This window comes from Rossellomorea marisflavi (assembly GCF_001274775.1).
GTDB classification, from domain to species: domain Bacteria; phylum Bacillota; class Bacilli; order Bacillales; family Bacillaceae_B; genus Rossellomorea; species Rossellomorea marisflavi.
On sequence record NZ_LGUE01000001.1, the window covers coordinates 1,178,743 to 1,201,277 of the forward strand.

The 22,535-nt window shown below is 48.0% G+C and carries 16 protein-coding genes; 3 read left to right on the forward strand and 13 right to left on the reverse strand.

What is annotated here, in order from left to right; all coding sequences use genetic code 11:
- Window positions 1–65: 65 nt before the first annotated feature.
- From AF331_RS05935 to AF331_RS05945, 3 genes are read right to left on the reverse strand one after another with little or no spacing between them, the layout of a single operon-like run.
- Window positions 66–857, reverse strand: a complete 792-nt coding sequence (locus tag AF331_RS05935) for an aminoglycoside adenylyltransferase domain-containing protein (protein WP_053427205.1) — start codon at window positions 855–857, stop codon at window positions 66–68.
- Between the two features lie 45 nt (window positions 858–902).
- Window positions 903–3,278, reverse strand: a complete 2,376-nt coding sequence (locus AF331_RS05940) for a penicillin acylase family protein (protein ID WP_053427206.1) — start codon at window positions 3,276–3,278, stop codon at window positions 903–905.
- Window positions 3,279–3,290: 12 nt separating this feature from the next.
- A complete protein-coding gene (locus AF331_RS05945) occupies window positions 3,291–4,301 on the reverse strand; it encodes a class I SAM-dependent methyltransferase (RefSeq protein WP_053427207.1) in 1,011 nt (336 codons plus the stop codon).
- A gap of 141 nt (window positions 4,302–4,442) precedes the next feature.
- On the opposite strand from AF331_RS05945, the gene AF331_RS05950 reads away from it, so the two are divergent.
- Window positions 4,443–4,889 (forward strand): DUF4385 domain-containing protein, encoded by a 447-nt coding sequence (locus AF331_RS05950; protein WP_053427208.1) that lies wholly within the window; start codon window positions 4,443–4,445, stop codon window positions 4,887–4,889.
- Between the two features lie 40 nt (window positions 4,890–4,929).
- Here the strand turns inward: AF331_RS05950 and mutL are convergent, their stop codons facing one another.
- From mutL to AF331_RS05965, 3 genes are all read right to left on the reverse strand, one after another.
- Complete coding sequence (gene mutL / locus AF331_RS05955) at window positions 4,930–6,762, reverse strand: DNA mismatch repair endonuclease MutL (RefSeq protein ID WP_053427209.1); 1,833 nt, start codon at window positions 6,760–6,762, stop codon at window positions 4,930–4,932.
- A 9-nt stretch (window positions 6,763–6,771) separates the two neighbouring features.
- A complete protein-coding gene (gene mutS / locus AF331_RS05960; protein WP_053427210.1) occupies window positions 6,772–9,366 on the reverse strand; it encodes a DNA mismatch repair protein MutS in 2,595 nt (864 codons plus the stop codon).
- 128 nt (window positions 9,367–9,494) lie between these two features.
- On the reverse strand, window positions 9,495–10,286 hold the full coding sequence (locus AF331_RS05965; protein WP_053427211.1) for a hypothetical protein: 792 nt from the start codon (window positions 10,284–10,286) through the stop codon (window positions 9,495–9,497).
- Between the two features lie 164 nt (window positions 10,287–10,450).
- Here AF331_RS05965 and AF331_RS05970 point away from each other — a divergent pair, with 164 nt between their 5' ends.
- Window positions 10,451–11,344: a VanW family protein gene (locus AF331_RS05970; RefSeq protein ID WP_053427212.1), complete on the forward strand. Its 894-nt coding sequence runs from the start codon at window positions 10,451–10,453 to the stop codon at window positions 11,342–11,344.
- 44 nt (window positions 11,345–11,388) lie between these two features.
- On the opposite strand, the gene AF331_RS05975 is transcribed toward AF331_RS05970, so the two are convergent.
- The 6 genes from AF331_RS05975 to miaB all read right to left on the reverse strand — a co-directional run bounded on the left by AF331_RS05975 (window position 11,389) and on the right by miaB (window position 19,773).
- Window positions 11,389–12,729 (reverse strand): aspartate aminotransferase family protein, encoded by a 1,341-nt coding sequence (locus AF331_RS05975; protein WP_200908237.1) that lies wholly within the window; start codon window positions 12,727–12,729, stop codon window positions 11,389–11,391.
- A 168-nt stretch (window positions 12,730–12,897) separates the two neighbouring features.
- Window positions 12,898–14,340 (reverse strand): carbon starvation CstA family protein, encoded by a 1,443-nt coding sequence (locus AF331_RS05980; RefSeq protein ID WP_053427213.1) that lies wholly within the window; start codon window positions 14,338–14,340, stop codon window positions 12,898–12,900.
- A 135-nt stretch (window positions 14,341–14,475) separates the two neighbouring features.
- Window positions 14,476–16,638: a DNA topoisomerase III gene (locus AF331_RS05985; RefSeq protein WP_082346878.1), complete on the reverse strand. Its 2,163-nt coding sequence runs from the start codon at window positions 16,636–16,638 to the stop codon at window positions 14,476–14,478.
- 144 nt (window positions 16,639–16,782) lie between these two features.
- A complete protein-coding gene (locus tag AF331_RS05990; RefSeq protein WP_048003961.1) occupies window positions 16,783–17,319 on the reverse strand; it encodes an outer spore coat protein CotE in 537 nt (178 codons plus the stop codon).
- A 464-nt stretch (window positions 17,320–17,783) separates the two neighbouring features.
- Window positions 17,784–18,215, reverse strand: coding sequence for a YlbF/YmcA family competence regulator (locus AF331_RS06000; protein ID WP_053427216.1), 432 nt, complete (start codon window positions 18,213–18,215; stop codon window positions 17,784–17,786).
- Between the two features lies 1 nt (window position 18,216).
- Window positions 18,217–19,773 (reverse strand): tRNA (N6-isopentenyl adenosine(37)-C2)-methylthiotransferase MiaB, encoded by a 1,557-nt coding sequence (gene miaB / locus AF331_RS06005; protein ID WP_053427217.1) that lies wholly within the window; start codon window positions 19,771–19,773, stop codon window positions 18,217–18,219.
- 303 nt (window positions 19,774–20,076) lie between these two features.
- Here miaB and AF331_RS06010 point away from each other — a divergent pair, with 303 nt between their 5' ends.
- A complete protein-coding gene (locus AF331_RS06010) occupies window positions 20,077–21,039 on the forward strand; it encodes a coiled-coil domain-containing protein (RefSeq protein ID WP_152915546.1) in 963 nt (320 codons plus the stop codon).
- Between the two features lie 255 nt (window positions 21,040–21,294).
- Here the strand turns inward: AF331_RS06010 and AF331_RS06015 are convergent, their stop codons facing one another.
- Window positions 21,295–22,455: a hypothetical protein gene (locus tag AF331_RS06015; protein WP_152915547.1), complete on the reverse strand. Its 1,161-nt coding sequence runs from the start codon at window positions 22,453–22,455 to the stop codon at window positions 21,295–21,297.
- Window positions 22,456–22,535: the final 80 nt, after the last annotated feature.

A 22,535-nucleotide genomic window follows, 5' to 3' on the forward strand; every position in this document is an offset into this window, starting at 1 on the left:
ATCCACTGCCTTCTATGTAGTCATTCCTCATTCGCTATCGTACCATAATGATACGTAAAGATGTATTATATCTTCAAATTATCGTCATGTTCTAGAAAATTGATACTCTTTTCCCTGATGATAGAAGTCATATAAACGGCAAAATCCGTCAAAGAAGCCTCTTCCTCAACGGCTGTTTGCCACATTTCCCCCGTTTCATACACCTTCAGTGCTTTTTGGATGATGGGATGAAAACGTACTGGCAAGGATTGGAGTCCCCACTCTCCTCCCTCTTTTTTTGAAGCGACAGACTGCTTGATACAAAATTGATATACCCGGCACAGGTTAAGGATCATATAGGTCGGCTGTTTCGAAATATCCGCTTCCGCATCGTGAATGTCGTAACAAATGGCTTTCATATAGTAATGGTATGGAACAGGGGCGAAGACCGCTTCAATCGGCTCACCAATCAATACCCTCCCCCGCGCACGGATGACGGCGATATGGGCGGCAATGTCTGGGTCTGTTGCTGGGAAAGTGGCCACTCCCCGTCTTATGGCGTCTATATGCATATCTGAAAAGTGATACTCGAAAGGTGTCGGATACAGCAAGGGGTAGACATTCCCGCGTGTAATGACGCTGACTTCCAACCCTTTTGCAGGAAGGTGATCGCCTCTGTATTCCTTTAGGAACAAGGCATCGAGCGCTTCTTTTTCATCTTTTCTTAATCCATTCTCCACGATGATCAGAAGATCGATATCACTGATTTCCGGATTGAAGCAGTCCATGGCCAGTGAGCCGTGGAGATAGACCCCCGTCAGTTTATTCCCGAACAGCCCACTGATCCGTTTTGCAAGTGCGGTTGCATACTCTTCCATCATACTTCCTCCCATTGGACAGGGGCCGGACTATCCGGCCCCTGTTTATGTTTCCGGTACCAAGCGGAGCTGTTTGCCGTCCGCAGGTGGCTTCAAGGTCGTTTCATGATACTTTCCTTCTATCCAGTCATCGATTTGATCATCATACCAAGGGCTCTTAAAATGACCGGACTGACCAGGTCCCACGATATGGTCGGCCTTGGACATATCTACCATATCAATGATGAATCGCCATGAGCCCCCGTGATTGACGATCCCTTCATCATTATAGCTTGCGGCCCCCACGGTGACCCGACTACCTCCGACTGGTTCAGGGCTTCTCCGGTTCAGGAACCATTCAAGGATGGATGAAGCCGAGGAAAGGGGATTTTCAAAGTAGACTCTGTGATAGTCTCCCCATGCCCACTCGCTCATATTTGAACCGTATCGATCAAAACCATCCTCCAGTGTATCGGACAGGCTTTCGGCAAGAAATGATTCGAATCCACCTTGTTCCGTAAACCATGGGGAAACCTTCCCTTTCGCTGCCTTCCTGATCAGTTCGTCCACTACGTTCTGTTTTCCTTCAAACAGCTTCATCATATCGGTCGGGATGCTGTCGTCAAAAAGCTCATTGCTCATCCGGTCCATCCACTGGTGGAATAAAAGCGGAGCGGCTGCATCGGCATCATCTTCATAATCCCAATCCGCGAGCAGCTGAAGGGCTTCCCGGGATTGTTCAGAAAGCTCCTTTCCTTCCAGTGCATTCAAGAGAAGGGGAACAAACTCCCTTGCCTGTAAATTCATATGATCATGCTGCATGTCCTTCATATCCTGCTTCGTCAGCTTCTCTTTTGATTCAAGTACCTCGCTTATCCTCATGTACCGATAAGGACCCGCCCAATGATGACTGATATGATAAGGATACCCATCTCCGATTACCTTATTGTTAGCGGTGGCGATGTATCCTTCAGCAGGGTTCACGACCCTCGGCAGTTCTTCATACGGAATGAATCCCGTCCACTCATAATCCGATGTCCATCCTGGTACCGGCAGGAGTCCGTCCCCTTTCTTCCGGATGGGGATTTTGCCGTTTGCTTTGTATGCGATCGTCCCATCTTTGTCAGCGAATACGAAGTTCTGGGTAGGCGTATGAAAATCTTCCATTGCCTTTTCGAATTCGGTCCAATTGGACGCTTTATTCATGTCGATGATGGCTTGCAACTCGAGACTCGGATCAAGGGCGGTCCATCTCATGGATAGCGCGTTTTCGCTATCATCCTGATTCGCGAATTCCGATACGATCGGGCCGTGTCGTGTAACCGTGACCTCATACGGAATCGTCTCGCTGTCTTTTACAGCAATGGGTTCCTTGATCACCTCGGCCTCCTCCCATTTCCCATCATAGAGGAAGTGATTTTTATCCTCTTTATGGCGCTTTTCAATGTAGAGGTCCTGAACATCCGGACCGGTGTTGGTCACACCCCATGCTATCGTTTCATTATGACCGAGTATAATGCCTGGAATCCCCGCAAAGATCACCCCGCTCACATTCACGTCTGGCGATTCAAGATGCATCTGATACCAGATGGACGGGCTACCCAATGAAAGATGGGGATCATCCGCAAGCATGGGATATCCACTTTCCGATTTGGAACCGCTCACCACCCAGTTGTTGCTTCCGTTCATCTCAGGTGGGATGACAGGCTCGGTAATGGCGTTGCCCCATTTCATGGAAAGGTCTGTGGTTTCATGTATGATCGTGGGGGCATCCTCGGGATAGGAAGGAAAAAGATCCATTGCCTTGTCCTCAGGTAATGATTGCAGTGCCCAATACCTGAAAGCCTGACCTTGCCAGTGGCCACCAAGATCAAAAGCCATATACTTCCCGATTGTCAATGAGTCTACTTCCGTCCATTTCTCAGGCTCATACCCCAAGAGGGTGAACTCGGCCGGCAAGGATTTTTTCTCCTTGGAATCTTGGATATAGGCATTCACCCCATCTGCAAACCACCCCAAGACCTCCTTGACTTCAGGTGAATACCCTTCAAGAGAAGCTTCTGCAGCACGTCTGAGGCCGAGGGTACGGAAAAACTTATCCCGGTCAACGGCCTTTTCCCCTACTACCTCGCTCAGTCGGCCTGACGCTTGCCTTCGACTAAGGTCCATTTGGAACAATCGGTCCTGCGCTTGAATGTACCCTTGTGCCATATAAAGGTCCCGGTCACTGGATGCAGAGAGATGGGGGACCCCTTTGCCGTCCCTCACCACCTCTACCTCACCCGAGAGGCCTGGAACAGCCAATTCCCCTTCAAGCTGAGGAAGCGAGCGTCCGATGAACGAGTCGGCATAGAAGATGAGGGAAGTCATGCACAAAAATAGGAAGGCGATTCCGCCTATGATGATTGTTCTTTTCCGATTCTTTTTAAGCTTTATTTCCAACTTAACCCCTCCCTATCTCGTCTTTGCGATAATTCCGTTATGCACTTTGATGTATCCATGCTGGAGGATGTCGGCCCCGTTTTCATACAAATAGAGTCCCATCTGTTCTACCGTCATGAGCTCACGATACGTATGATTCATCACATCTGCCATAAGATTGTAATACACCTTCGACTTCCACTGGGCTCTTGGGGTCGTAAGGATCATGTACCCTCCTGGCTTAAGAAATTTCCGGTGCCAATCGACGACTTCAGGCTTATGTTCATCGGGGAAATGCTCCAATAACCCGACACTCAGGACGATATCAAACTCCTTAGCATATGAAAGCTCCCTGATGTCACTGATTACATAATCTGTAGGGAAATCTCTCTTATGGTAGACTTTCATCCCGCCGGTATCGGGGTTTTCTCCGAGAAAGGGATAGGATCCAGGAAAATCCTCATACCGGGTGTCCTTACAGAAAGGATCATAATCTACCATCACGATGCTGCTTCCGGGGTACATGGCGGCCAACTGCATCGCTTCATACCCTTCAGCTGCACCAAGAAATAAGATTCTTGGCTTCTTGACATCCAATCCCTTGAACAATTCCCGCTTCCCCCTGGGGTCCCATATTCCATCCTGGATCCGGTGGACATAATTCCATAAGTGCAGGCGCAAATGATCGTTCATCGCTTCCACAGATGATGTCAGATGAAGCTTTAGGGCCTCCCCAACAATCTTCTTTCTGTTGTGACTCAGACTGTCCGGTACATCCTTCACGAACCACTCATGGAAGGAACGATTGAACATCTCCCATGAAGCATGGACCGGCAAGGCTTTCCCCTCCCTCAGCTCCCACTCTTTCTTCTCTTTGGAAACCCGGGTCACCTCGAACGGTCTTCCCACCTGATCCCACGAGACGCCGGACCAATCCCTCACTCCTTTCAGCTTCACAAAACGATTGTGCTCCCTTTTTGTAAAACTGCGCTTGTCCACTCGATAAGAAGGTTCCAAATATGTATTTTCCATCGTTGCTTTCATCCTCTCACGCTTATATTAAAACGCTTTCATTACCTCTATATACTATTACCCTTTCATTCTCAAAATTCCTTCAATTAAGAGAGAGAACAATCCGTTTCTTCCTTGCGGGTATAGGGTAAAAGGACCGTAGGAGGTGGAGTGATGGCTTTTGACTATTCCCTAGACTATAAACAGATCGATTTCAGAGAGTCTCCTGAACTATACCGCGTTGGGCGGGGTGAACAAGGAGTATTGATGGTCGAACCATATAAAAGTGAAATCCTGCCTCATTGGAAGTTTAAGACGCCGGCGATTGCACAGGAATCATCCGACAAGATCCATGCTATGTTCCTGGACTATCAGAAGAAAGATGATTTTGTGGGGATGGATATGGCGCGTAAGTTCCTGCAGATGGGCTATACAAGGGCAAGAAGGTATGCCAACTACCCTGGTGGTAAGAAATACGACAATGATGGAAATGTGAATGATAGGGAAATAGATGATGAAAAAGCTGAATCCGCTTCTATATTTGAAGAAAAGTGGATACAAGTGAGAGAGGATCCGGATTACCTCAAGAGGAAAAAACAGCATCAGAAAAAGTACGGATAAAAAGAAAGCAGGGGGATGCGGCGCATCCCCCTGCTTTCTTTTACATGATCCGTTTGAACATTTTTTCCATCTCATAAATGGAATAGTGAATGATGATCGGTCGTCCGTGGGGACAGGTGAACGGATCCGTCGTCCTTCTCAGCTCATCAAGAAGGGAAAGGATCTCGTCATTGCGAAGATGATGGTTGGCCTTGATGGAACCCTTGCAGCTCATCATGATGGCCGCTTCTTCACGCAGCTTCTTGATATCGACTCGGCTCATCTTCAGGACCTGTTCGATCATATCTTCGATCGTCTCCTGCTCCTCACCCTTAGGGAACCACTGTGGGTGGGACCTGACGATGAAGCTATTATGACCGAAGTCTTCAAGGAATACCCCGACCTCTTCGAGCATACCCCTGCATTCATCGATTTTGATGAATTCATCAGTGGAAAACTCCAGGGTCATGGGCACAAGCATATCCTGCAATTCCTTGGCCACTTCGCCTACTTTTTCTTTGAAAAATTCATATTTGATCCGCTCCTGAGCGGCATGCTGGTCGATGATATACAGACCTTGGTCATTCTGTGCAAAGATATAGGTTCCATGCATCTGTCCGACTGGATAAAGGGGCGGGATCCTTGAGTGGTCCTCTCTGTCATCCTGTTCCACAGCTGTTTCGATCGGAGCTGTGCGCAGTGGCTGTTCCGCCTCTTGCGGGACTTCAACATGAGCTGCCTGTGAGTATTCCTCAACCTTCGGCTCAGTCTGTACCATGATTGGCTGACGCTCCTTAACCACCTCTGGGATCGTCGGCTTCGAGGGTGAGACGTGGTCGAGGGTCATGAACGTTTGCTCAGACTTGGCGGCCATTGATTTTGGTGCGACAGAACCGGTGGGAATGAGCTCCTTCTTTTTGAATACGGCTTTGATCCCTTCACTGATCAAGGCGTTAAGCTCCTGCTCCTTGCTGATCCTTACCTCCATTTTGGAAGGATGGACGTTGACATCGACAAGGACTGGATCCATTTCAATATTCAACAGGACAATGGGATGCCGGCCGATCGGCAGAAGGGTGTGATATCCTTCCCCGATCGCCTTAGCCAGTGCATAATTCTTTATGAATCTTCCATTGATCATGGTTGAAATGTAGTTGCGTGAAGCTCTGGTGATCTCAGGCATGGATACATAGCCTGTGACCTTGAAATCCAGGGACTGCACATGAATCGGCACCATATTCTTCGCAATGGCGAGTCCGTAGATCGATGCAAGGACCTGCCTCACATCTCCGTTCCCATTCGTATGGAGGAGTGACTTCCCGTTGTGGAGGAGTTTGATGGAAATCTCAGGGTGAGACAGAGCTATACGGTTGACCACATCGGTGATATTGCCCAGCTCCGTATGAATCGTCTTCATATATTTCAACCTTGCCGGCGTATTGAAGAACAGTTGGGACACCGTGATATCGGTGCCTTTGCGAGAAGAAGTCTTCTCAAACGCTTCTTCAATACCACCTGCAAGCTCTATTTTGGTTCCAGGCCCATTTCCCGTGCAGGTCTTCATCGTGAAGTAGGAGACAGAGGCGATACTTGGCAGGGCCTCTCCCCTGAACCCTAGGGTGCGGATACGGAAGAGATCGTTCTCATCCTTGATCTTTGACGTGGCATGTCGCTTGAATGCCGTTTTGACATCTTCTTCATCGATCCCATCCCCGTTATCAATGATGCGGATGGAGTTCAGTCCTGCCTCCTCCACATGGATTTCGATGATGGTGCCGCCTGCATCGATACTATTTTCAAGGAGTTCCTTCACCACGGATGCAGGGCGCTCCACCACTTCCCCGGCTGCTATTTTATTTGATAGGGAGTCATCGAGCTGAAAGATCTTCACGATACTGCCTCCTTATTTCTTCAGTTTCTTATGGATTCCGTAAAGGGTGTTCATGGCATCAATCGGAGTCATATCAAGAATGTCCAGTTTCTTGAGCTCATCCAGAATTTTCGTTTCCTTTGTGGAAAGCTCTTTTGCAACGGTCTTCTGTTTCTTTCCTTCTTCGAAGAAGGAAAGCTGGCCAGGCTCATCCTCCTTTACAATGGTCGCTGCCGATTCTTCCATCCCTTTTTTGCTTTCTAGGGTCGAAAGGATCTCATTGGCTCTTGTGATGAGGATCTCCGGAAGCTCGGCAAGTTCCGCCACATGGATCCCGTAGCTTCGATCTGCCGCCCCTTCTTTGATTTTGTGAAGGAACACCAATTTTCCACTCTGCTCCATGGCACTCACATGAACATTTTTGACTTTAGGCAGTTCGGTTTCCAGTACCGTCAGTTCATGATAGTGAGTCGAGAACAACGTCTTGGCACCAATATGCCCATGGATGTACTCGATGATCGCCTGTGCCAGGGCCATTCCATCGTAAGTGGACGTCCCGCGTCCGATTTCGTCAAACAGGATCAGACTCGCCTCCGTCGCATTGACGATGGCGTTCCTGGCTTCAAGCATTTCCACCATGAACGTGCTCTGTCCTGATATCAGATCGTCTGCTGCTCCGATCCTCGTGAAAACTTGATCGAATATCGGAAGGTCAGCTTCAGCAGCCGGGACATAGCAGCCAATCTGGGCCAGTATGCTTGTGAGGGCAAGCTGCCTCATATACGTACTTTTCCCTGACATGTTCGGTCCAGTGATCAAGAGGATTTCCCGCTCGCTGTCCATGTAGGAATCATTGGGCACGTACCCATCTGCCCCCATGACCTTTTCAACCACCGGGTGGCGGCCATCCTTGACGGCGATACGTCTTTGTTCATTGAAGACCGGCTTGCTGTAGTGCCGTTTTTCACTGACTGTTGCAAAACATTGAAGAACATCGAGTTCACTTACAACCTTAGCCAGACGCTGAAGGCGTGGGATGAATTCCTTCACCTGCTCCCTGATCCCGATGAATAATTCATATTCAAGGTCCACGCTGCGTTCGTCTGCCTGCAGGATGAGCGCTTCTTTTTCTTTCAGCTCCGGTGTGATGAATCGTTCAGCGTTTGTGAGCGTCTGCTTTCTTTCATACCTTCCTTCTTCAAGGTGGTGAAGGTTTGCCCTTGTTACTTCGATGTAATAGCCGAACACTCGATTAAAGCCGACTTTCAGAGAACGAATCCCTGTACGTTCGCGTTCATCCCGTTCCAGAGCGGCAATCCACGACTTCCCATTGCGGCTGGCATCGCGATACTGATCAAGCTCCGCGTGATAACCATCCCGGATCAAACTGCCTTCCTTGATGGAAAGGGGAGGATTCTCCACGAGGGCAAGCTCCAGAAGATCCGTCAGATCTTCACAAGGATCAAGTTCTTTACTGTAGCGGTCAATGGAATGATGATCCAGTGAGGCGATGAGGGATTTCAATATCGGAATCTGCTGGAGGGATTTCTTCAACTGGATCAAATCCCTTGCGTTCACGTTTCCAAATGCCACTCGCCCTGCGAGTCTTTCAAGGTCATAGACTTCTTTCAGCCTTTCCCTCAGGTCCTGTCTTTCAAAGAACCGTTCAAGGAATACTTCGACGACCATCTGCCTCTTTTCAATCTCCCCGCGTGAGATGAGAGGCCGGTCGATCCATTGCTTGAGAAGACGTGCTCCCATTGCGGTCATGGTTTCATCCAGGAGCCAGAGGAGAGATCCTTTTTTGCCTTTGGAACGGATGGTTTCCGTCAGCTCAAGATTTCGTTTGGAATAGTAATCCATTTTCATGAAATGGTTCAAATGATAGGTTTCCACCTTTTGCAGATGATCCAGGCTCCGCTTTTGAGTCCTGAACAGATAATGCATGAGAAGAGCTGCCGTCTGTTTTAATTTTTCCTGTTTCAGCCCGACCAGTAAGTGCTCGAACGCATCACTTGGTCCTTGACCAGCCTCGAATGAGAGAGTCACGTCAAGACGTTCTTTGAGCTTGAGCTGTTGCTCCTCCTCCATATCCGGCGTTATGACTACCTCCTTGGCCCCGATGGTGGACAGTTCATTCAATAGCTGCCCCGTGCCGTCGGCTACAAGGGTGACGTTGGTTTCGCCCGTCGACAGATCGCTGTAGGCAAGGCCGTATGTGTCATCTTCAAAGGAAACCACACCGGCGATATAGTTGTTCTCTTTATCACTCAACCCTTTCCCTTCCATCACGGTACCCGGGGTGATGAGCTGTACGACTTCACGCTTCACGACCCCTTTGGCATGCTTCGGGTCTTCTGTTTGTTCACAAATGGCGACCTTGTATCCTTTATTGATCAGTTGCTCTATGTAATTGGGCGCAGAATGGTATGGAACCCCGCACATCGGGATCCGTTCTTTCCCTCCACCGTCCCTGCTTGTAAGAGTGATTTCTAGTTCCTGCGAAGCTGAAATGGCATCATCGAAGAACATTTCATAAAAATCCCCTAAACGAAAAAATAAAAAGGCATCTTGATATTCTGCCTTCACCTGTAAGTATTGTTTAATCATTGGCGTGTATTGAGTCATGGGTTCATTCAAACCTTTCCGTATTCTGCTAGACGTCTCATTATATCATATCCCACCGTGTGGTTTCATTCCGGAAACAATGGAAACAGGCGGATGAGAGTATATCATCCGCCTACTGCCAGTCATGATCAAAATGAACCGCTCAGTTCTTTTCCACCAATCTTCCAACCCGAAATCCCTTCAGGCTGATGAAGATTTATTACTACATCAGAATGATGGACCCCCCTTTTCCCGTCCGTCCATTTCACCTTGATTTTGACCCTGGCCAGGAACGGGCTTGTTTCCTTCACTTCGAATGAAGAGATCTTCATCGTTCTCACTTTTTCCAATAGGGTTTCCGAATCCCTCCCCTTGCCTTCCATGAGCATATTTCCCAGCAACTCTTCATCCCGTTGTTTCACAGCCATCTCAACTACCCTCATGGCTCCCTCCGGTTTCAGGGACGCAAGGAACTCCGGAAGTTCTCCGGCAGCTTTATGAATCATCAGGGTATGAGCGAAATCTGGACGCGGGGTCTTATGGGTCGTACTTCCAAGGAAATGGACGCAGAAATGTCCCGGGAATCCATTCTGAAGAGCTCCTCCCCCGTGAGGCATTCCATTCATGGAAGCAGGAATGAGGAGGTTTCCCGACTTCACCAGGATCGCCCTCCTGCTCCAGCTCCAATGTCCCCCGTAGATTTCTTTCATCACTTTCGTGTCCGCTTCTGTGACCGGTTGGACATCTGCATGTTTATTCCCCGCCCGTCGTTGGACTTGAAACGTCTTGCCTGTCTCCACATCGATGAGCTCGAAATATGAATACTTGGGAAGAAGCAGGTTCGTATCCTTCCACGGAAGCGTGTCCGTCATATAGTCGATCCTGAATGGCACCGCACTTAAAATGGATGCAGTCATGAGCACTTTCATCATCAATGCCATCAAATGCCCCCTTGCTAATTGATTTCTTCCGGACGCTTGCCCGTACTCTTCCTCATACTTTTTCGTTATTCGAGCCGTTCCATAACCATTAATTTTTGGTAATCATCCTTCCCCCGTATGACCGTATACGGGGGAACCATACTATAAGGGAAAGGGTGATAATGATGGCTTGGACCACTTTTTTATTTGCAGCCATGATCGGACTATCGAATCAGCACCCCCTTGAACTTGATACAGGGGATGAAATCATTACGGTCAAGGAGAAATCTCTTGCTCTTCCCTACCTTGATCTACCGATACTTAATGAAGACCATTTTAACCATCTTGTTTCCCTTCTGCAGGAAAAGACGTATAAAGCACCCATCAATGCCAAAATTGATGAGCATAACCGGATCATCCCTGGACAAACAGGACTCATGCTTGACCGCGACGGCTTAAGAGAAGCCATGATGAACTACCTTTACAAAGGTGTAAGTTCCACTGATGTTCCGACATTGAAGACCTACCCAAAGGTTGATACAGAAATCCTTGCTCATATACGCACGAATCGCATCGGATCCTATGTAACGTATTTCAATAAAAAAAATGAAGAACGAACGAATAATATTATCCTGGCCTCCGGACAGATCAACAATACAGTCGTCTTTCCAGGCGAGACGTTCTCATTCAACAAAACGGTGGGTAAACGCACAAAAGGAAAGGGTTATATGAAGGCTCCCGTTATCGTCAAGGGAGAATTATCGGAAGATATCGGGGGAGGGATTTGCCAGGTTTCATCTACTCTCTTCAATGCCGTTGATCGTGCAGGGGTGAAGATCGTGGAACGCTATCACCATTCCAAAAGGGTCCCGTACGTCCCGAAAGGAAGAGACGCGACTGTCAGCTGGTATGGACCAGATTTTGCGTTCCGCAACCCATATCATCAGCCGATCCTGATCCGGTCAAAAGTCATCGGGGGTCAAATGATCGTCACCATTTATTCTTCCGATCAAGTAGAAGCCGAGAAGAGGAGCGTCCCAGGCGCATCGCCTGCCAAACCATCAGGAGAACGCCCTTGATTGCAACCGTAAAAGCCCTCGCGACCGCGAGGGCTTGATCGATATTATAAACGACTGATTCCTTCAACTATGGTTTCAAGCATGAGGTCAAGGTCGTCTTCCTCAATAACAAGGGGAGGTGAAAGGGCAAGTACGTTATTGAATCCCGCTACCGTGGCTCCATTTTTGCCGATCAGGATACCCTTTTGTTTACAATAATCCACTACACTGCTTACGGATTTCCCATCAAGGGGCTCTTTTGTCGACTTATCCTTCACCAGCTCGATTCCAAGAAGGAGCCCTTTTCCCCTAACATCACCTACCCGGGCATGAGTGATCAGTTTTCTACGTAGGTAGTTTAAAGCCTTCTCTCCAAGCCGCGCAGACCGGTCAATAAGCTGTTCCTTTTGGATAATGTCGATATTTTTCATGGCCACGGCACATGACGCCGGGCTCCCCCCGAATGTATTGATATGCCGGAAGTAATCGTATTCCTCACTACCCTTGAAGGCCTCGTACACCTCTCTCCTGACTGCCGTCGCAGAAAGTGGAAGGTATGCTGAGGTGATTCCCTTCGCCATCGTGATGATATCCGGCTTTACTCCATAATGCATGAATCCGAATGCCTTTCCCGTTCGTCCGAATCCTGTAATGACTTCATCCACGATCAGAAGTGCACCATGGGCTTCACATACTTCTTTCGCTGCCTTCATATAGCCATCCTGAGGCATGACGATCCCACCGCCTGTGATGATCGGTTCCATGATGACAGCTGCAATCGTCTCACTGAGTTCCCATGTAAGTGTTTCATTGAGCGCCTGGACGGCAGGGAGGTCTTTTCCGGTTGATCCCGGTTCATCCCTGTAAGCATCCGGCGGCCTCACATGGATGAATCCTGGTGCCAGGGGTTCGTACTTATATTTTCTCTGAGCCTGACCGGTTGCAGATAAAGCCCCAAGGGTATTCCCGTGGTACCCCCGGTATCTTGCCACGATCTTATACCGATTGGCTTCACCCTTTTGCTGATGATACTGACGGGCTATCTTGAATGACGTCTCATTTGCTTCTGAACCGCTGTTGGAAAAGAAGAACACATAATCATCCCCGATAAGCTCGGTCAGCTTTTCCGCCAGTTCGATTGCCGGCCGATGACTTTGAGTAAGGGGATAATATGGCATTTCCCTTAGTTGTTCATAAGCTGCAACTGCAAGTTCCTCTCTTCCATATCCTATGTTCACGCACCATAACCCCGCCATTCCATCGAGGTAACGCGCCCCTTCATGATCGGTCACCCACGCACCGGCTGCTTTTGTCACCACCATGGTCGAATCTGGATTATATGGCTTCATGGAATGCCATACCCTTCGCTCATCTTGTAACAGATCTTTGTGTTGATCCACCACCATCGCTCCTTCCTGATTGGTATTCCCCTACTCATCTTTATTCGGGGCTGTCCACCTTTAGAAGCGGTGGTTTCCGAACAGATTCTCCTGTTAACGGGCTTCGGGGATAAACTGAAACACATTAAGAAGCCGGACGGTTTGACTAACCGTCCGGCTCTATGACCAGTCCCTTCAGGATTGGAGTGTTTCAGGGCTGAGAGACCGGACCGGACGACTCATCTTCCATTGACGGAGGAACCAGATCAGGACTGCCGCCCAAATCACCGATCCAAGGATCATGGACAGCTTATAATCGAGTCCGAATCCTTCAGGTGCGTAAAAGATATACATACTCACGACCGCGGTCATGAATAAGGCAGGAATCGTGCATATCCAGTGGAATGCAGCCTTCCTCAGTAAATAAATGGAACCCGTCCATAGCATGACAGTCGCCACCACTTGGTTGGACCATCCCACATATCGCCATAAAAAGCTGTAGTCGATCTGGGTCAGGAGAAACGTGGGGAGCGCAACCGGAATGACCAACAGGACAGGGAGCCACTTATTGTCCGTATCCCGCTTTCGGATATCGCGGATCAATTCGGCCAGCATCATCCTTGATGAGCGTAGGGCAGTATCTCCAGTGGTGATCGGGAGGATGATGACACCTAATACAGCAAAGACGCCGCCAACGGTACCAAGGGTTGTGGTACTGATCTCGTTCACCACACCGGCAGGTCCTCCTGCGGCAAGGGCTTCTTGAAGACCCGGCGTCCCGTTGAAGAAAGCCATCCCGGCTGCCGCCCAAATCAGAGCGATGACGCCCTCAGCCACCATGGCACCGTAAAACACCTTCCTCCCCTCGCTCTCTTTCTTCAACGTTCTTGAAAGAATCGGGCTCTGCGTGGAATGGAACCCCGAAATCGCCCCGCATGAAACGGTTACCATCAACAGCGGCCAGATGGGGAGGTCTCCGGGATGTAAATTCGCCAACGTAAGATTCGGGATCGGATGTTCAAAAAAGAATAAACCGATACCGATGGATAGTGCCATGAAGATCAAGATAGCACCGAAGAATGGATAGATCCTCCCGATGATTTTGTTGACCGGAAGAACCGTAGCGACCACAAAGTAAATGAATATGAGAATGAGACATGTCATGAATGATAAAGGAGTCAGCTCTGTTAGGAGCTGGGCAGGTCCCGCCGTAAAGGCTGCCGCCACTAGTATCATGAGGACGATGGACAGTAGATTCATCGCCACCTTCACCGGTTTCCCGAGATAATTCCCCACGATGGCAGGGAACTGAGCACCACCATGCCGTAAAGACAGCATCCCTGAAAAGTAATCATGTACAGCTCCTGCAAACAAACAGCCGATGACGATCCAGATGAATGCAACCGGTCCGTACAGAGCACCCATGATGGCACCGAAGATCGGTCCAAGTCCCGCTATGTTCAGAAGCTGGATGAGGCTTGCCTTCCACCAGCTCATCGGTACATAATCCAAGTCGTCCCGTTTTGAATAGGCCGGGGTGATCGTTCGGTCGTCGATGACGAAAATCTTTTCGACCACCTTTGAATAAACGAAGTAGCCTGCAATCAGAATGAATAATGCCGTGATGAAAGTCAGCATATGCCGATCCCCCTTTTAATTGATATAACCGCAATCTTAATATGATTCGATAACTAAATCAACCAAATATTCAAAATAATGAAACTTGTTTCTTTTTACCCATAGAAAAAGACGGCCCAAAGACCGTCTTTACAGTTATTGATCAAGCTTTAATTTAGCAAGTGCATCGGCAAGAGCCGTATTGACCGGTTCGTCCTTCTGCTGGGTTTTCAAGTACTGATTGACATCCCTTTTTGTTGCTTTACCGCCCTTTTCCTTCTTCCTCCGCTGATTGAAGGTAGAAAGCTTTTCTTTGTGACCGCACACACATACGAACAGTTGTCCATCGCCTTCTCCCTTAAGTTCAAGGCGCTTGTGGCAGTTCGGGCAGCGTGCATTCGTCTTTTTACTGACATTTTTGCGATGTCCACACTCACGATCCTGACAAACGAGCATTTTCCCATTACGATTCTTAATTTCAAGCATGAGATTCCCGCAATCCGGGCATCTCGTTCCTGTGAGATTGTCATGGGAGAATTTTTTTGTGGATTGCTTGATTTCATGGACCGACTTTTTCGTATATTCCTTGATTTCCTTCATGAATTCTTGTTTGCTCAGTTTGCCACTGGCAATCTGCTCCAGCTTCATTTCCCATTCTGCAGTCAGTGTCGGAGACCTGAGCTCAGAGGGTGCCAGATCAAGCAGCTGTTTCCCTTTGGACGTGATGGTGATTTCTTTCCCCGTCTCTTCGATAAGAGCCGTGTGGAATAGCTTTTCAATGATGTCGGCACGAGTCGCCACGGTACCAAGTCCCCCGGTTTCCGATATGGCCTCCAACAAATCCTGATCGCTTCCTTTCATGTACTTGCGTGGGTTTTCCATGGCGGTCAGAAGGGTTCCTTCATTGAATCTTCCCGGCGGTGTGGTCCTGCCTTCCGTATGCTTTACCGACAACAGGGGCAGACTCTCCCCTTCAGCTATCACGGCCTTCAAACCTTCGACGATTTCATTCTCATAAACGGCCTTCCAACCTTGATCCAGTACCCTGTTCCCCTTGAGTTGGAACCGGTTCTGGTCGATGCTAGCCGTGACGGTGGTCTGCTCATAAGAATACGGAGCATAGAAAGCAGCGACGAAACGCTTCACGATCAGATCATAAATTTTCCGTTCCCTGTCCTGGAGCTTCTGAAGAAAAGGAGTTTCTTCCGTTGGGATGATGGCATGGTGATCACTCACCTTGGCGTCGTCTACATACGCTTTTGAAAGGGTAAGCTTTCCTTTCAATGCATGATGCACGATTCCCCTGTACTCTTGGACATTGACGGCCATCAGACGATCTTTCAATGTATCGACCATATCACTCGAGAGATGCCTGCTGTCGGTCCTGGGGTATGTGACCAATTTATGCTGTTCATAAAGCTTCTGCATGATCGACAGCGTTTCCTTTGCCGAAAAACCATATACCTTATGGGCATCGCGCTGGAGCTCAGTCAAATCATAAAAGGATGGTGCAGGATTTTTTTTCGTTGCTTTTTTTACCGTATCGATCGTAAGCGGTTTTTTTTGCGCTTTCAAGGAAGCTTCTACCCGTTCCACTTCTTCCTTTGAAAACGACCTTGTCTCCTGACCTTTGAGCCATGTAAAGGTCCCTTTTGAGGTGACCGCTTGGATACCATAGTACGGGACGGGCTTGAAGTTCCTGATTTCCTCTTCCCGCTGCGCGATGATACTGAGGGTCGGAGTTTGTACACGACCACAGGAAAGCTGGGCATTATGTTTGGTTGTCAAGGCCCTCGTGGCATTCATGCCGACATACCAATCGGCTTCCGACCTTGCCTCTGCAGCCCTATAGAGATTTTCATAGGCTTTTCCATCTTTTAAACGGCTGAAACCCTGCTGAATGGCTTTGTCGGTTACGGATGAAATCCATAAACGCTTCAACGGCTTTTGCGGCTTCGCCTTTTCCAGGATCCACCTGGCGACGAGTTCTCCTTCACGTCCGGCATCCGTTGCTATGACGATTTCTTTTACGTCCGGCCGGTTCATCTGGGTTTTTACGGCATTGAATTGTTTCCCTGTTTTTTTGATTACTACCAGCTTCAGATCTTTCGGAAGCATCGGCAGGTCTTCTATCTTCCACGTTTTATACTTGTCATCATAGGTTTCGGGGTCTGCAAGGGTAACGAGATGCCCAAGGGCCCAGGTTACGATGTACTCTTTTCCTTCCATGAATCCGTTCCCTTTTTGTGTGCAGTTTAGCACCCGTGCGATATCTCTTCCGACAGAAGGCTTTTCTGCCAGAACCACTGTTTTTTTCATGTTTAAAAATCCTTTCATGATCGGTCTTCCCACCCATTTTAGCATACTTCAAAGCAATCGGGCAGGTGCTTGCCACAAAGAAGAAACCATCCGTTCGGATGGTTTCATAAAAAAACTAGGAAGAGGCCGTCTTCCTAGCAATCTTTACTCTTCGATGCCTTCAAGGAATTCCGGATCCAATTCTTCAAACTCTTCGTCATCCAGGTCGCAGTCCCAATCATGATCATCACAGCCGTCAGGATTCACCAGGACACATACTTTTGTTTCACCGATCACTTCCACCAGGAATTCACGTTCTACATGAACGATGATTTTATTCCCATTCGGTGAAATGACCGCTTCGCAGCAGTTCGGCTGTTGGAGTACGCGGGCGCACACTTCAAGATCATCCGAGCAATCAGGATCGCGGTATTTCAATTTGATGACGTCTGTATATTCGACTCGCTCAGTGACCACGGATGTTTTCGTGTTATCGCTGTGGGAGTACCATACGTTGATATCATAACAACCCTGAATCTCTACTTTTTTCCCTACTTTGTGTGCCTTGTACTCGTGATTGATGATCCAGCAGCCTAAAATGCTCGATGGGTGATGCGGCGGGCAAATCGTATGATGGGACTGAGTGAATTTGCGTCCCTTCGCTACGACCGCTTTTGTAATGATCTCTCTATATTCTGCCATTCGAGCGTACCTCCTCATTCATTTTCAATTCATCTTATGCGATGACTTAGGTGTTTGTGCGAGTAAATTGGATTGCATGAAAGGATTGTTGCGAGATACTGTATTGTATGCGAATACCCAAGGGATGTTACGAAAAGAGAGCGTATGCGAGGCGCAACGATGGACGAAGAGATATGTTGTTGGGACCATGGCGCCGGTCATGACGGACACGATCCATTTAGGTTCTTTAAACCGATTTCTCTGCAAGTTTTTGCTTTCTGCGGGGAGCCGGCGTTCCTCCCCGGCATGCCTTCAGGGTGCCACTCTTCCCGCAGTCGTCTCCGCCTTGCAGTCCAGTCACCGTTAGACACCATAAAAAAGCTCATTAAACAAATGAAAACCCGAATTATTGCCTTACAGCAGGCAACAATTCGGGTTTTATGATGATTAAAACATGTTTGTTTCAGCCTTATCTAATGGGAAACTTATGAGCAGCTGCCCGGCATGGAATTACGGACCTGAGACCCGGTTTCTCCCCTTAGGATGTCCCCGCCGGTCGTTTCGATGATGTGGTCGGTCACATTGTTGGAGATGACCGATGCTACGATCTGAAGCAGATCATTCACATCTTCTTGGGATTCTTTAAACTGCTGGACAATGGGAATAGCGTCAATTTCTTTTTCCAGGTTTTCAATTTTCGCTTCAACCATCTTCAGTGCTTCGCTTTTACCGTAGTGTTGGAAGTTGACCGCCTGCTTTTGAAGGCTCTTGATGCTTGCAATCATTTCTCTCACTTTTTGATTTTCGTGAATCTGTGCCTCTGCACGTTTGAAGAAGTCCACTTCTTCTGTATCTGCAATCATTTGTGCTAGATTGCCTGCATGCTTGATAATATCGTCTTTTGTATATTTCGCCATATCAGTTCACCTCTGCCGGTATTTGAAATTCAGATCCGATTAGACCTTCTTCGATCATTTCCCCGTCGAGCGACCAGCTTTTGGTATCGGTGATCTTCACCTTCACGATTTTGCCAATGGCCGTCTTGGGGGCTTTGAAATTCACTAGTTTGCTCCTTCTTGTATATCCGGCGAGCACCTCCGGATTCTTCTTACTCTCCCCTTCTACAAGGACTTCCACGATTTCGCCTTTATAGGGCAGGAGGGATTTCCCGGAAAACTCATTGACCACTGCGTTCAGTCTGCGCAGACGGTCTTTTTTCACATCGTCTGGGACGTTATCCGTCATTTTGGCCGCAGGGGTCCCTTCCCGCGGGGAGTAGATGTACGTGTAGGCCGATTCAAAGCCCACCTCCCTGTACAAGGAAAGGGTCTCTTCGAATTGCTCTTCTGTTTCATTCGGATAACCGACGATGATGTCTGTGGTCAGGGCCACATCCGGCATGGCCGTCTTGATTCTTTCCACGAGGTCAAGAAAGACCTCACGGGAATACTTTCTGGCCATGATCTTCAGGACAGAAGTGGAACCGGACTGAACAGGAAGATGGATGTGTTCGACGAGATTCCCTCTTTTCGCAAGGACTTCGATCAGATGATCATCAAAATCGCGTGGATGACTGGTTGTAAAGCGGATCCTAGGGATATCGATCTTCCTCAATTCGTCCATCAGGTCACCGAGTCCGTAGTCCATGTCTTCAATATCCTTACCGTATGCATTGACGTTCTGGCCAAGAAGGGTGACTTCCTCATACCCTCGAGCGGCCAGCGACCGTACTTCCTGGATGATTTCTTCCGGTCTTCTGCTCCGCTCTTTACCGCGTGTATAGGGTACGATGCAGTACGTGCAAAACTTATCGCAGCCATACATGATATTCACCCAAGCCTTGATATTTCCCCTGCGCACCTTCGGAAGGTTCTCGATCACATCCCCTTCCTTGGACCAGACCTCCACGACCATGGCCTTGGACATATATGCCTCTGAAAGGATTTCAGGGAGTCTGTGGATATTATGGGTACCAAAGATCATATCGACTTGCTGATACGTTTTCAAGATTTTTTTGACGACGGATTCTTCCTGTGACATACAGCCGCATACGCCGATGAGCAGTCCCGGATTCTCCCGTTTCAGCGCTTTAAGGTGACCGAGCTCCCCGAACACTTTGTTCTCGGCATTCTCCCGGATGGCACATGTATTCAAAAGGATTACATCCGCGTCATCCGTGTTATTCGTTGCCTCATAGCCCAGGGCCATGAAGATCCCGGCCATGACCTCGGTATCGTGTTCGTTCATCTGACAACCGTATGTACGTATGTAGAATTTCCTTCCTGTTCCAAGGCCTTTGAATTTATCATCAATGGTGAAGTCATTATGATACTGGACTTCCTCTTTCCCGCGTTTTTTTGCTTCTTTCAACGAAGGCGGAATATAGACGCTCTGAAAATATTGACTGTAATCCTTCTCGCTTTTAGCTGATGTCGGATTAGCCTGCTGTCCATGTTTTCGCTGTTCCTCATTCATGAGTAGTCCCCTTTCTAGCTTTGTAACGAGAGAACGACCTCCCCGCACTGTAACCGCTTCAATAAGAAGGTATTCTGCTTGTTTAAGTATATCGGTTTTTGGAAGATCATACAATAGCTCCCTGCATCTATCAACAATGCCGCACAAATTGGGCATTCTCCCCGGTTGCGCCGCGACGAGGGGTGCATACGGTAAAATGAACGAACGATCGAGGAGGAGAAGGTCATCAGACAGGAAGAAAAACACCCCTCGTATTATATCGAAAACGGGGAAACCATCTATTTAAAATCACAGTTGCACCTATTGAAACAAGAGATTGCCCGTCTGAGTCGGGGGGCATTGTTTGCAGAAGCAGCTTTTTATAAGAAGCGCCTATCAGAAGTTCAATTACAATGGGAAGCCTCTCTGGACGAAATCGCATCTCAGCAGGCAATCGAGGAAGAATTAATCAAGGATCGGAATCATTTTTTCCAAATATCAGAGGAGATCACCGCAGAAGCAGGCAATCTACGTGAGCAATTGTTGGCCTCTGAATCCTCCCTGCATAAATGGAAGGAAAAATTCCTCACCATACAGGGTGAAGTCAATATCCTGAATGAGAAAAAAGCTCAACTGAACGGAACGATCTCAACACGGGAGCTGGAAGTCTCTGCTCTTACGGATGAGAATGATGCATTGAGAGAATGGTATGATCGCATCAAAACCGATGCGTTGAAGAAGGATGAGAAATTGCTCAATCAACAAGCCCATATCGAAGATTTGAGAAAAGCTCTCTGCCGTTCGGAGGATTCCAAGAACGACCTTTTCAAAAGCCTGATTACGAAAACGGAACAGTTCGAGAAGTTGGTATCTGAGCGTACCATCGCCCTAACTTCCCTTGAACGAGCAAAAGAACAGTTGAAAGTAGCCGAAATCGAAAAGATGACGTTCATCAAAGAAATGATGGCAGGGATCCAGGAGGAAATGAAGGATTACGAATGGCTTATGGAATCAAGATTCGGGGATATAGATCAAAAGAGGAAAGAACAGGAAGAAAGGTTGGATGATATAGAGGCTCTCCAGATACTCGGCATTCAGCGACAGCATGTATTCATGCAGGAGCTGATCGAAGAAACGGATCGCCGATTCTATGAGGAAATCCAGTCCATCCGCTCGACGAATCATTCCCTATCCTCTCAGGTCCAGGAGCTGAAAGGGATGATCGAACATCATCGCAGGCGCCAGATCAAGCCCAGTTCCATACGGACCTCCAAATCCGAATCATAAAAGAAGGTGCTGTCGAACCAGGTTTTTGACGATTTCAGTGCAGGACCTCCATTTGTTCTGTAGCCTGTAAGTCTCCCCTGCAATCCTACGGTGTTCCACTCTTTTCCCGGGAGTCTTCGCCTTGCACTCCAATCATGTAAATGAATCAATGTAAATTGTCATGAAGAAATGAAAGACCCGAATTCATTCACCTTATTTTCGGTAAATGAATTCGGGTCTTTCCATGACTTAAACACATTTGTTCCAGCCTAACCATTAAAATGTAATGAGGATTTTGTTTTGTGACTGGATCTGTAGATTCTCCCCTTCCACATATACAAACCCCACGATCGTGGCAGCAGTTTGTTCATCGAGGGATTCGATTGAAAACTGTACGCCTTCCACCTTGATGGTTTCGCCCGGAGCCATTTGAAGAGGTTGAATGGATTCAATCCAGTATTCCCCTGTTTCATACGCCTTTTCAAGCCAATCCTTGCCTGCATACTGCCATCCTTGCGCTCCGGTCTGGCCTTGGAGGGAGAAAAGCTCACTCATTTCAGGAGGAAGGATCTGACCGCCGATTTCGACCCGGTCATGAGGATCGACACGGAAACAGAGCTTTGGATTTTCGAGAACGGCTGTCCCTGTATTTTTAATGAAGAAATCAGCTTTCACCGTATACTTATCCAGCTTCCGATTCGGCAAAACATTGTAATCAAAGTAAGAATGAGCGCTCACGATTTTCTCGGTGCGCTGTTGCTGTTTCCTTCTCTTCGCTTCTTCATATTCCCTGTCTTCGATTTCCTGCACCCTTGCTTCTTTTACTGGGGTGTCGATCGGCTTCATAGGTGGAGGCGCTCCTCCGATGGACAAAAGGGTCAGGTATGGAATCAAATCCGTCTTCAGGATGGATTTCAGCATGCAGTTTGCCACAATGGACGGGGCTTCCACAGAAAGGAAGTCATCCCACTCCCTGCCCTTGAAAACAAAGCGATATCGATGGTCAAAAGGTCTTCCTGGCAGCACGTTGATGCTCCCGAATTTAATATCTCCTTGATAGATTTTAATAAGACTTTTAACATCGACTGCCTCGACGGCATTGGAAAATCCGAACGAGAGTGATCGTTCTTTATCTTCCGTCTGAGCAAATTGGACATCGATGAATTTGTCCGGTGGTTCCTCTTCCCTGTTTTTTGCTGTGCGAACTTTCATTCCATTAAACTCCATAATGGATTTGAACACACGAAAAAAAGCTTCTTCTTTGATCCCGGTTACAGCTACCTCCACTTCCTTTCCGAACAATGGTGAAAATACCTCCATCTCTCCTGATCGATCCCTTTTATACTCGAACTTATACTCTGCGCAAAACCATTGAATATACGGAAGGAGGTGATCTGCAAGCTCCCCCATCTCTCTTCCATCCACTTTCCATTTCACCATGTGCATCACCCAATACTCATCTTATGAACTCATCCCCTGACTTATGTTATCTGCATGATTCACGGTCGGACCGAAGC